Source organism: Bartonella vinsonii subsp. vinsonii, from assembly GCF_902825235.1.
Taxonomy (GTDB): Bacteria; Pseudomonadota; Alphaproteobacteria; order Rhizobiales; family Rhizobiaceae; genus Bartonella; species Bartonella vinsonii.
In genome coordinates this window covers 452,277-465,118 of record NZ_CADEAJ010000001.1, presented here as the reverse complement: position 1 = coordinate 465,118, position 12,842 = coordinate 452,277, and the positions used below count along the sequence as shown (strand labels likewise).

The window sequence follows — 12,842 nt, the reverse complement described above, 5'->3', positions numbered from 1 at the left end:
AACTTGTTTTTATGCTTCACCATGGATTAACTCCATCGTCAATATTTTCAACCAATATTTTATTAAGTATCTTACAAAGCTCTGATAAGCAATTACTATAAAGAATTATCTCGTCTCTCAATAAAAACAGAAAGAATACAACTTATGAGCACAAAACAGCACCCCTCCATTGAAGCATGGAAAAATCTTCAAAAAGACATTGCTAAAACATGTGAGGACTATAACCGCTCCATAGAAGACGTCCAACTTATCGCTGTTTCAAAAACTGTCCCAGCAGACAACATACGCCCCCTTTTGCAAGCAGGACAGCGTCTTTTCGCAGAAAACCGCGTACAAGAAGCTGCTGAAAAATGGCCTCACCTGCGCCAACAGTTTGAAAAAATTGAACTACACCTCATCGGCCCTTTACAATCAAATAAAACAGCAGAAGCTGTTAAAATCTTTGATGTCATTCAAACGGTTGACCGCGAAAAAATAGCCAAGAGCTTGGCTGAAGAAATGCAAAAACAAAAAAAGCACCTCCCCTGCTATGTTCAAGTCAATATTGGCTTAGAACCGCAAAAAAGTGGACTTGCACCACAAGAAGTGGTTCCTTTTGTTGCTCATTGCAAAAATTACTACGGACTTGATATTATCGGTCTTATGGCCATTCCACCAGTACAAGAAAACCCCGGTCCCTATTTCGCGCTGTTAGCAAAACTAGCCAAGAAAGCCGGTCTTCCAAAGCTTTCAATGGGCATGTCCAATGACTTTAAAACCGCTCTACAATTTGGCTCTAATATTCTTCGTATTGGCTCTGCTCTATTTGGACAACGCCCAGTCTCACCGCCTTACCAATAACAACACTGCAAGAACAATGCTGCGAAAAAGAACTCATCTTTCATAAGAAAATGATAACAGTGCATTGCACACGAAGGAGAAAAAGCTTGGGAATGTTGGTTCTAATTTATAAAAAATAGCTTAAAAAATATTTCTGAAATTAGTAATTTTATAAATATATAGTTTTCAGAGATATCTATTATATTAACATATTATGATCAGGATTTTACTATAATGGACATTCTTTATAAAATTATAAGGTTGTTTTGCATGATAATTATAATGGTCCCTATACTTGCTACTACTGCTAAAGTATTCGGTGGTTGGGACTGAAAAGTAGCTATAATAACAGGATTATCAGTAGGTATTGTATTCTTTATTTCCGATAGTTTATGTAGGTATTTTGGTTTATATTAATTCTTAAGGGATTTCCTCTTTTTTAACAAAAGAGAGCAACACGAAAACATTCAAAGCAATAAATTATCCAATATGCTATAGCAATGCTTTAAAAGAGGATATGTTAGAATGTGCTGAATCGGATAGCTCCCTTAACTTTTCCCTTTCCCTAAAAAATAAGCAAAAAATTCATTTTAGCTTTTTAATTCTTTTTTACCTTCTGTAGGTTTCAAGAAACATCTCTCCTTGCTCTTAATTCCCTCCACCGACATCATCCGTCAATAGTGTATTACCAAGCACAGAAGTAATAAACCTGTAGCATGGCAATATCCGCGCTTCAGGGATGGCTTTACAAATGATACAGCATAAAAACATGCTCTTTTTAATAGTATTGCATCAGATTTTTAAAATTGACTATTCCAATATTTGTAAAATAGTCTAACCTCAATATTCTTTTCCTTAAATGGAAATCTTTTTAGAAAAATTATGCCAAAAATACAAAAGGTTAGCGGCTGATTTTTCCAAACAAAAAATGATAAGAGGGGACTTATGACTGTAAAAATTTATCCAATACAAGAGAATATTAAAAAAAATGCTCTGATTGATGAAGAGACCTATCAACAATGGTATCGAGAGAGTATCAATGATCCAGAAAGCTTCTGGGCAAAACATGGTCAACGTATTGAATGGTTTAAACCTTATACGAAAGTAAAAAACACTTCTTTTAATGATGATGTCTCCATTCGCTGGTACGAGGATGGGATAACAAATGTGGCCTATAATTGCATTGACCGCCATTTAAAAACCCATGGTGAAAAAATCGCGCTGATTTGGGAAGGAGATAATCCTTATCATGATAAAAAAATAACCTATAACGCACTCTATGAACATGTCTGTCGCTTTGCGAATATTTTGAAGAATCATGGTGTTAAAAAAGGCGACAAGGTGACCATTTACTTACCGATGATTCCCGAAGCAGCCTATGCCATGCTTGCTTGTGCCCGCATTGGTGCTATTCATTCGGTTATTTTTGCTGGTTTTTCTGCTGAAGCCATAGCAGGACGTCTTGTTGACTGTGAATCGACTTTCATCATTACCGCGGATCAAGGCTTGCGTGGAGGAAAACAGATTAACTTAAAAGACAATGTTGATCATGCCATTGAGATTGCAGCACGCCAACATGTCGATGTAGATCAAGTCATGGTTATCCAGCGTACCAGTAAACCCATTCATTGGGTAGAAGGGCGTGATTTCTGGTATCATGAAGAAGTCTCCCATGCCAAAACAAGCTGTCCAGCCGAACACATGAACGCTGAAGACCCGCTTTTCATTCTTTACACCTCCGGTTCAACAGGCAAACCAAAAGGTGTGTTGCATACAACCGCAGGCTATCTTGTATATGTATCGATGACACATCAATATGTTTTTGATTATCATCCTGATGAAATTTACTGGAGTACTGCCGATATTGGCTGGATTACAGGGCATTCTTATTTGATTTATGGACCTCTGTGCAATGGTGCCACCACTTTAATGTTTGAAGGGACACCAACCTTTCCAGACAAAGGCAGATTTTGGGAAATTGTCGATAAACATAAAGTAAATACGCTCTATACCGCACCAACGGCTATTCGTGCATTAATGGGAGCAGGAAATTCCTTTGTTGAACACTCTAAAAGAACATCTTTGCGCCTTTTAGGCACGGTAGGCGAACCGATTAATCCAGAAGCATGGGAATGGTTTTATCATACGGTCGGAAATGACCGTTGTCCCATTCTCGACACTTGGTGGCAAACAGAAACGGGAGGGCATATGATCACCCCCTTACCCGGTGCGACACAACTTAAAGCGGGCTCGGCAACACGTCCATTCTTTGGTGTTCAACCTCAAATTGTAGACGCGCAAGGAAATATTTTGGAAGGTGAAGCAGAAGGAAACCTCTGTATTATTGACTCATGGCCAGGTCAAATGCGTACACTTTACAACGACCATGAGCGCTTTATTGAAACCTATTTTTCGACATATAAAGGAAAATATTTCACAGGCGATGGCTGTAAACGCGATAGTGATGGTTATTATTGGATTACAGGACGTGTTGATGACATTCTCAATGTCTCTGGACACAGGTTAGGAACTGCTGAAATTGAATCAGCGCTTGTTTCTCATCCCGCCGTTTCAGAAGCTGCTATTGTCGGTTATCCTCATCCCATTAAAGGACAGGGCATTTACAGTTTTGTCACCTTAATGGAAGGGACACCCACTAGTGAAGAGTTGCAAAAAGACCTTATTCGCCATGTCAGAAAGGAAATTGGTTCTATTGCCATTTTGGATAAAATTCAATTTGCCCCTCAATTGCCAAAAACACGCTCAGGGAAAATTATGAGACGTATTTTGCGAAAAATCGCTGAAAATAATCTTGATAATTTGGGAGATATTTCAACCCTAGCCGAACCACAAGTCGTTGAAGATCTGATTGCTAACCGGCAACATAAAGAGTTTGCAGCTTAATACCAAACAAGAACGGTGACTTTAGCTTTTCTCTAAAATGAACTTGACATTCTTTCTAAAGTCACCGGTAAAAGGAAAACATCACACGAAGCTAGCCAATCTCTCTGAAAAAGTAACCTTTGCCAACCACCAGACATGAAAAACTACCGCTGCGTCAAAAAACGAGCGTGTTGGCCTTTATGTTTCTGCTAGAAACACCTTGGAATTCCTGCTAAAATCATAAATAAGGGTAAAATATAAGGAAAGGTAACAATTGATTGTATTCTTACAAACAATATTTCTCAACAACAAACTGAAAGCGATGAAAGAAAATATTGAAAACAGTAAAGTATGAACACAATCAGAAGCCTAAAGCAATGAAAGCAAAAGTCCTAACAATGATGCACTATAAAAACAGAAGTGGTAACAAAAAGTGATTCATTTTGAAAACGTTGGTCTGCGCTACGGAATGGGCCCTGAGGTCCTTCGTGATATTAGCTTTCATATTCCTGCCGGATCATTTCAATTTCTCACAGGCGCCTCTGGAGCTGGTAAGACGTCGTTGATGCGTCTGATGTTTTTAGCACTCAAACCAACCCGCGGCCATATTGATCTCTTTGGAAACGATACCGCATTACTCAAACGACAAGAGCTTCCTGCATTAAGACAACGTATAGGTGTTGTTTTTCAAGATTTTCGTCTGCTTGATCATATGACAACTTATGAAAATGTCTCTTTACCCTTGCGCATTAAGGGACAAGAAGAAGCAACCTATCGCAGTGAAGTGGAAGATCTTCTCTGTTGGGTAGGTCTTGGAGATCATATTCATGTTTTACCCCCCGTTCTTTCCGGTGGAGAGAAACAAAGGGTAGCGATTGCCCGTGCACTCATTGACCAACCTGAAATTCTTTTGGCTGATGAACCAACAGGAAATGTTGATCCACCTTTGGCAAAACGCCTGCTCCGCTTGTTTATTGAATTAAATCGTTTTGGAACAGCTGTCATCATTGCTACCCATGATATCGCACTAATGGAACAGGTCGCAGCGCGGCGTATGCTTCTCCATAATGGACGGATGACAATTCATGAATAAGTCTTTGCCAATTTTTACGAGCAATCAAAAAAATACAACTCCGATTATTCCAAACGGCAACATTTCTGGTCGAGCACTGGTCACAGTGATTGCTATTATGACCTTTCTCTCCAGCCTTACATTAATCGGAGTTGATCTCGTACAGCGTGCTGCGAAAAGTTGGAGCAATCAAATTAGCTATGAAGCAACGATTCAAATACGTCCTATTGAAAATGTTGATATCGAAAAAGCTCTTTATGACGCAGTTAAATTGGTTAAAACATTTCAGGGTGTGCAAGATGCCAAAATTGTTGACCAAACAGCCACCGAAAAATTGCTCGAACCATGGCTTGGTACGGGTTTAAGCCTCAATGAATTGCCCCTCCCCCGCCTTATCATTGTCACACTAAACGAGAAAGAAGCAATCGACTTTCACGCCATTAATCACGCCATCAAAACACAAATTCCAGGAGGCCAATTTGATGATCACCGTGTTTGGGTGGACCGTTTTACAACAATGGCACATACAACTGTTTTCATTGGTTTTTCAATTTTAATGCTGGTTTTAAGCTCACTGATACTCACGGTTATTTTTTCTACACGCAATGCATTGGCAGAGAATGCACATATTATCAATGTCTTATACTTTCTTGGAACTGAGACGCTTTTTATTGCACGACAATTTGACTGGCATTTTTTTAAAACTGCACTGCGTGGTGCATTATACGGTGGTGCCACAAGCACATTTCTGTTTGCTGCTTTTATCGTTTGGACAAACTATAACCTAGGGAGAGTGGAAACCAGCCAAATCACCGCTATGTTTGGACATCTTTCCATAAGTTCCATCCCCTATGGAAAAATCATTGGTCTTATTTTTTTTGTTTCTCTTCTTACCATGCTTACAAACCGTATGACTATTTTGGCACAACTTAAAAAAATTGATCAATGTGAAAACGGCTTATTTTAATTTATGACCCAAAACCTATACAATTCCAAACCACTCATACAATGCAATCCAGAGCATTCTGTTCAAAAACATACCAGAGGCAATCTATGGTCTCTACGCTGCTTGTTTCGCTATTTTCCACCGACAGCACTTTCTCTTTTAATAATCGTTCTCCTCTTTTGTATTGGTTTCATACTTTTTGCTGAAAAAACCGAGCAGCTTCAACCCCCAAATCCTTTGCCAAAAGCAGATGCAATTATTGTTCTGACAGGGGGAGAAAACCGAATAGAAGCAGGGTTAAGCCTCCTCAAAAAAGGGCTTGGTTCACGGCTTTTAATCAGTGGAGTAAACACAACAACCAACCTGAAGAGTTTGATGCACAGCACGCATATGACACCCCAACTTTTTTCCTGTTGCATTGACCTTGGACATAAAGCAACGAACACAAAAGGAAATGCCAAAGAAAGCGCAGCTTGGATTAAAAAACATCACTATAAAACACTTTATATCGTCACCCATGACTATCACATGTGGCGCTCTTTGCGTGAGCTTCAATATTTAATGCCGGAGATCAATTTTATTGCTTATCCTGTTAAAAAGAACAACAATGAAAGCACGATACAACAGATCAATCAAATACGCATTCTTATATTTCAATACATCAAAACAATCCAAGTATACATAAGAACTGTATTCTAAGCTTTACACATTGATTTTCTCAAAGTCTTTCAAGGCTCTTCATACCGTAAGACATATTCATCCAGTATGAACACACGAAAAAATCATAACCCTAGCAATTGATATAGCCTAATCGCGTGAGAGAGCAACAACAGGATCAAGCCGTGAAGCTTGTCTAGCTGGTGAAAAGCCAAAACATATCCCAATGAGGGTCGAAAAAGTAAGGGACAAGATGATGGAATCAATCGTATAAATCAGGTGAATAGGTGCCTTAAAGAGCAAAAACAAACCACCGATGGAGAATCCAAACAGGATTCCCAAACCACCACCAATGACACAAACCAAAATCGCTTCAATGAGAAATTGCTGCAAAATATCACTCTGACGCGCGCCAACCGCCATACGCACACCAATTTCATTAATCCGCTCTGAAACCGTAACCAGCATAATATTCATCACCCCAATCCCCCCCACAATCAGTGAAATAGCTGCAATGGAAGAAACTAACAGTGTTAAAATATGTGTACTCTCCATGATACGTTCACGAAAGAATTCTGAATTTCTAATGAAAAAATCTTCTTCACCATGCCGCATTGTGAGAAAGCGCTTTACCATGGTCTCTGCCAAATGTGCATCTACATTATCATCAATCTTAACTGTAATGGCACGAACCTGCGTTGTTCCAAGAAAACGTGTTTGTACAGTTGTATAAGGCAAATAAACCTGTATCGTATTTGATACACCATCATTTGCTTTATTTTGCGGATCCACAACACCAATAATACGCGCTGGAACTTTACCTACATGCACCACTTTCCCAAGTGGGTTTTCATGGCTATGAGGAAAAAGAATAGACAATGCTTCTTTTTCAACCACGAGATCCACCGCTCTCTCATGCACACTTTTCTGATCAAATAACTGCCCTTTGACAGCCTTAAGCCCCTGTGTCTGAAAGAACTGTTCTCCTACCCCCATAATAACGGCATTGACTTCAACAGCACCGAAACGCACCTTCGCGCTTGTTGAAATCTGAGGTGTTACACCAGAAACATAAGGCAAACCAGAGAGCGCTTCTGCATCAGCTTCAACAAGACTTGTTATTTTCTCTGCTTGTGGATCAGAAAAGCTTTTCCCAGGCAAAATTGTTAATGTATTAGATCCTAAACTTTTAAAATTTTCTAGGATTTTCTCTCGTGTCCCATTTCCCAAAGCGACCATTGCAATAATGGCACCAATACCAATAATCACCCCAAGCATTGTTAAAAAAGTTCGCATCCTATGGGAATTCATAGCTAACAATGCCATAATAAATGCCTCACGGAAACGCTCGAAAAAAGAATGCAAAAAACCGAGCTGTTGTTTGTCTTCGAGACTTTTTTCTCCATATTGAACACCGGTTTTTGTTTTTTCATCCACCGCTTTCGTTTTTGCACCCTTTGTCACATGATCGGCAATAATTTCTCCATCACTGATTTCGATAATACGATCTGCTCTTTCAGCCACCTGCATATCATGGGTTACAATAATAATGGTGCGCCCTTCTTGATGAAGCTCATCCAAAATACGCAACACTTCTTGGCCACTTTGTTTATCTAATGCACCCGTTGGTTCATCAGCAAGAATAACCTCTGCATTATTCATGAGAGCACGCGCAATAGAGACCCGTTGTTGCTGACCACCCGAAAGCTGATTTGGACGATGATTTACCCGATCCCCCATCCCTAAACGTGTTAAAAGGTCTTGTGCACGTTGTTTTCTTGTTGCCACAGGACAACCTGCATAAATAGCAGGAATTTCAACATTGCCCAAAGCTGTTAATTCATTCAACAAATGATAGCGCTGGAAAATAAATCCAAAATGATTACGCCGCAAAGCCGACAATTCATCAGCAGAAAGGGAGGCTATTTCTTTCCCAGAAATCCAATAACGACCAGAACTTGGCCGATCAAGACAGCCTAGAATATTCATCAACGTGGATTTTCCTGAACCGGAAGCGCCCACAATCGCTACCATTTCACCGCGTTTAATCGTGAGATTAATGCCCTTCAAAACAGTGACAAATGTTTCCCCTGCAGGAAATTTGCGCACGATATTTTCCAAAACGAAGACAGCATCTGCTTTGTCTGCTTTCATGCTTTAGCTTTCATCTTTGCTGTGGACATCAGGGATATCTGGCATCACACCATTACGCGCACCCGTGATAACCACATCACCCTCTTTTAGCCCTGAAACAACCTCTGCCACCACCTTATTATTAAGTCCAATCGTCACCTGTTTAGTAACCACTTTGTTTCGCCCCTCCAAAACAGAAACCCATGCTTTACGGTCTTTTGTTTCATCCCGTAAAGCATCACTTGGAACCAACAAAACATTCTGAGCACGACCTAATATAATATGAATTTGCGCAGTCATATAAGTTCGCAGAAAATTATCATTATTATCAACGTGGATAATCCCATTATAATAGATAGCCGATGATGATAAAGCACTAGAATCCATCACACCAGGATTAATACTCACATCCGCACGAATGGATTCAGGAGCTGGCTCTACCCTCTCTAAAGTTCCCTCATAACGACGCTGCGAATTGCCTAAAACTGTGAAATAAAGAGGTTGCCCATCTTGAACTTTAAGAATATCAGCTTCTGAAATTTGTGCTTTAATGGTCATCTTTGACAAATCACCTAAAATCACAATTGTCGGTGCCGACTGAACCGCATTGACATTCTGCCCTTCTTCTACAATTGTTGCTAAAACTGTTCCCGCTGAAGGAGCGGTTACCCGCGTATAACCCAAATTAACCTCTGCACTGTCCACATCAATTTGTGCTTGTACAATTTGTTGACGAAGTTGCGCAATTTGCGCTTCGCGTATTTTCACTTGTGTCGCAGCATCATCGAGATTAGCTCGTGAAATCGCGTGTGATTCAATCATTTTTTTCTGACGTTCTAAATTTTTCTGTGCAAGAGAAAGGTAAGCTTCTTGTTCTACTAAACTCGCCTCATAGTGCGATAATGCTGCTTTTTTTCTTTTTAGATCATTTTCTTGATCTACAGGATCAATTTCTGCCAAGAGATCCCCTTCTTTCACCACACTTCCAGGGGAAACGCGCATTGACACCACCCGCCCTGTTGCACGTGCACCAACAGCAACCAACCGGTAAGGGCGTACAAGACCAGAAGCCAAAACACTTTCCTCGATATCACCACGTTTCACCACCGCGGTCATATAAGCTGGTGTTGATGTTCCAAAAAAAACAGAACGCAACCATAATAACAAAACAATAAGAAATATAACGGTTAAAAATAAGGAAAGTTTTTTGCGTTTTGTAATGAAATTTTTGAGTAAGTTTTTTTTCATTATCCCACCTTTGCACGCGAACGGGATGTAGCATCAACAACCTCTGGACGATACACATCAACAACGCCATCCCAGCCACCACCCAACGCTTTCATAAGTGCAATATATTGAGTAACCAAAGAAACACGGCTATCTTTAAGAGCCATTTGCGCAGAATAATAGGAGCGATTAGCATTTAACAACTCAAGGAAGCTGGTATTTCCATTTTCAAAAAGGCTTCGAGAAAGTTTTAAAGAATGCAGCGAAGCTTTATTTGCAATAATAAGCTTCTCTAGACGCTGATGTTCTTTGGTTAATCTCACAAGCGCATTTTCCACATCTTCTAATGCTTCCAACACAGCAGCCCGATAAGTAATAAAAGCTTGATCACGCTGTGCCCGCGCTATAGCAATAGAAGCCTCAATCTGTCCCCCATTAAAAAAAGGAAAACGAAGACCGGGTTTCAACAACCAAGAAATTGTTGATGTCTTCCATAATTCATGAATTGTCTCCGGTGTTGTTGAAATATTCCCTGTTAAAGTGAGTGATGGATAACGTTCTGCCTCACGTTGACCAATCCGCGCTGTCGCTTGTGCATATTGGCGCTCAGCCCGCCGTAAATCTGGACGTGTCAACAAAATATCAGCCGGAATTCCTGCTGGTATTGGCCATTTTGGTTGCGGAATTTTTGCTTGTTTTGCATTTTTTTGCAGAAGGTCCTTCAAAGCCATAGGGACATGACCCGTCAAGATGGAAAGACGATGAATGCTCATTGCCACATTCGCTTCCATCTGTGCTATATCGGCTTCTGTATTAGCCATTTGTGCTTGTGCATTGGAAACATCGAGTTCCGAAACATCACCAGCCTTCAATTTGGCGCGCATCAATTCATATGTTTTGCGTTGTGATACAGCAATTTGCCGCACAATGAGCAACTTTTGCTGCCAACCGCGCATTTGAACATAATTTGTTGCGACATCTCCCAACAATGTCACCATGGTAGCACGCATATCTTCTATAGCGGCTTCAAAGCCATAACGGGCTGCTTCAATCGCTCTTTTATATCCACCAAAAAAATCAAGCTCCCAACTCGCATCAAAACTACTATTATAGTGATTCATATATTGGGTCATAATAGCAGGAGATTCCAGATAGCCAGAACGATCTGCTGAAACTGAACCTGATATATTCGGCAAAAGAGGTCCCCTAGCTTGCCCTAAATTCGCGCGTGCCTCGCGAATTCGTGCTTTGGCAACAGCCACATTATTGTTTCCAGAAATCGCAGAATCCATTAATGTATTTAAAACAGGATCATTCAAATGCCGCCACCACCCAGCAAGCGCAACTGAACGTCCCGCAGTCTGTGCAGTTTGCTCTCCCCAACTTGTTGGAACACGAAAAAATGTTTTCTTATAATTAGGACCAACCATACATCCTGATAAGATAAAAAAACACAACAAAACACTATAAAGCGATCTGTTAGAAGTCACCCACTCTAGACTTTTGATCTGCATCCATGCTCCCATATGTTTTCAGAATCAATCTATTAATACTTCATTTACTATGTTCTTATTTCAAACTTATTGTGAAAAATCAAATACAGTTTGCACAGGAACGTGATCTGAGGGTTGATTCCACCCCCGTGAACTACGAAAAATTGCAAGATCCTTAACAAAAGACGCAAGATCTGGAGAGGACCAAATATGATCAAGCCGCCGCCCACGATCAGCAAACGCCCAATCGCGTGCACGATAACTCCACCATGTGTAAAGCTTGGTAGGAACGGGAATATGCAACCGCATGAGATCAACCCACCCTCCTTGGCAACATAAAGCTTGTAAACGCTCAGTCTCAATGGGTGTATGGCTTACAACCTTCAATAATTGCTGATGAGACCAAACATCCTCTGGCAAAGGAGCAATATTCAAATCCCCCACCAAAAGAGAAGAAAAATCATTTCCCTGATCCGCCCGAACGAAAGACATTTCTTCTAAAAAATCAAGTTTATGACGGAATTTTTCATTCACCTGCGCATCAGGCACATCCCCCCCAGCAGGAACATAAAAATTATGAATTTGTATGTCTCTTCCATAAACTTCAACAATCACTGAAATGTAACGACAATCTTGTTTTTGACAAAAGAAACGTTTTTCAACACTCTTAAAAGGTAAGCGTGAAACAATTGCCACACCGTTGTAAGACTTTTGTCCACTCAATGCGATATGCCTATAACCCGCTGCTTCAAAAGCCTCCCTTGGAAAGAGAGCATCTGGACATTTTGTTTCTTGAAGACATAAAATATCCGCAGGAAATAGATCTAAATACTGAAAAATCTGTGCAAGACGTAAACGGATAGAATTAATATTCCAAGTAGCAAGACGAAAAAACATCTGTTTCAATTCCAATGTTGAAGGGAGCGCATTATTTCTTAGCGGGAAGTGTGAACATCCCATCAGCAAACCGAACGCCCGTCCTTACATTCATAATTTGAACAGTGGTTTCCAAATTCTGTTGATCAACAATTGTCCATTGGCGTAAATCATAATTTTTGGAATCAAAAACCATTCTTATTTGCCCTGCCCCAATAGTTTTATCACGCAGAACAATTGTCACGGCTCCTGGAACTTCACGAAATGCTAACAAACGCCCTGAGGATACATCAATTTTATTATCTAATAGAAATTTCATCGGTGTTTGAAAAAGTTGTGAAAAATTCCAAGTATTCAGAGCACGATTGTTAACTCCTACGAATTGACCATCTGCAATAATCTGTAAGGGTATTTTTTTGTAAATAAAACGAATTTTCCCTGGACGCTCTAAATAAAATGTCCCCTGAGACATTTTACCCTTTGGACTAAACTGAATAAAATCACCTGTCATTGTTTTAATTGCGGCAAAGTTATTAGCTATATTTTGTGCTCTTGCCACTTTATTGGATGCCATGACAACTTTATTAGATGATTGCGAAAAAGCAGGAAAAGTTAAGCACCAAAAGACAATAATTACCACAAACCCAATAACTCTTTTTTGTGGTGAAAAAGACGTTTTCATAAAAAATGCTCCCAAAGAATATTCATTTATCTTATATCTTATAATGATAAAAAG

The 12,842-nt window shown here is 40.0% G+C and carries 10 protein-coding genes; 5 read left to right on the top strand and 5 right to left on the bottom strand.

Translation table 11 applies throughout. The features are described from left to right. Positions 1-144 precede the first annotated feature (144 nt). From J7R12_RS01925 to J7R12_RS01905, 5 genes are all read left to right on the top strand, one after another. Positions 145-840 carry a YggS family pyridoxal phosphate-dependent enzyme gene (locus J7R12_RS01925; RefSeq protein ID WP_126601925.1) on the top strand — a complete coding sequence of 232 codons (696 nt, stop codon included), beginning with the start codon at positions 145-147 and terminating at the stop codon, positions 838-840. A 924-nt stretch (positions 841-1,764) separates the two neighbouring features. Further along, positions 1,765-3,723 carry an acetate--CoA ligase gene (gene acs / locus J7R12_RS01920; protein WP_126601927.1) on the top strand — a complete coding sequence of 653 codons (1,959 nt, stop codon included), beginning with the start codon at positions 1,765-1,767 and terminating at the stop codon, positions 3,721-3,723. Between the two features lie 412 nt (positions 3,724-4,135). Next, entirely contained in the window at positions 4,136-4,795 is a 660-nt protein-coding gene (ftsE, locus tag J7R12_RS01915) for a cell division ATP-binding protein FtsE (RefSeq protein WP_010705829.1), read from the top strand. Then, entirely contained in the window at positions 4,788-5,741 is a 954-nt protein-coding gene (locus J7R12_RS01910; RefSeq protein ID WP_126601929.1) for a cell division protein FtsX, read from the top strand. Before ftsE ends, J7R12_RS01910 begins: the two co-directional genes overlap by 8 nt. 3 nt (positions 5,742-5,744) lie before the next feature. Then, positions 5,745-6,419, top strand: a complete 675-nt coding sequence (locus J7R12_RS01905; RefSeq protein WP_126601931.1) for a YdcF family protein — start codon at positions 5,745-5,747, stop codon at positions 6,417-6,419. 108 nt (positions 6,420-6,527) lie between these two features. Here J7R12_RS01905 and J7R12_RS01900 read toward each other — a convergent pair whose 3' ends face one another. From J7R12_RS01900 to J7R12_RS01880, 5 genes are all read right to left on the bottom strand, one after another. Further along, entirely contained in the window at positions 6,528-8,531 is a 2,004-nt protein-coding gene (locus J7R12_RS01900; protein WP_126601932.1) for a MacB family efflux pump subunit, read from the bottom strand. A 3-nt stretch (positions 8,532-8,534) separates the two neighbouring features. Further along, positions 8,535-9,758, bottom strand: a complete 1,224-nt coding sequence (locus J7R12_RS01895; RefSeq protein ID WP_126601934.1) for an efflux RND transporter periplasmic adaptor subunit — start codon at positions 9,756-9,758, stop codon at positions 8,535-8,537. Continuing rightward, on the bottom strand, positions 9,758-11,251 hold the full coding sequence (locus J7R12_RS01890) for an efflux transporter outer membrane subunit (RefSeq protein ID WP_126601936.1): 1,494 nt from the start codon (positions 11,249-11,251) through the stop codon (positions 9,758-9,760). Before J7R12_RS01890 ends, J7R12_RS01895 begins: the two co-directional genes overlap by 1 nt. Before the next feature lie 66 nt (positions 11,252-11,317). Next, positions 11,318-12,127 (bottom strand): exodeoxyribonuclease III, encoded by an 810-nt coding sequence (locus J7R12_RS01885; RefSeq protein WP_126601938.1) that lies wholly within the window; start codon positions 12,125-12,127, stop codon positions 11,318-11,320. A 31-nt stretch (positions 12,128-12,158) separates the two neighbouring features. Beyond that, positions 12,159-12,788, bottom strand: coding sequence for a LolA family protein (locus J7R12_RS01880; protein ID WP_126601940.1), 630 nt, complete (start codon positions 12,786-12,788; stop codon positions 12,159-12,161). Positions 12,789-12,842: the final 54 nt, after the last annotated feature.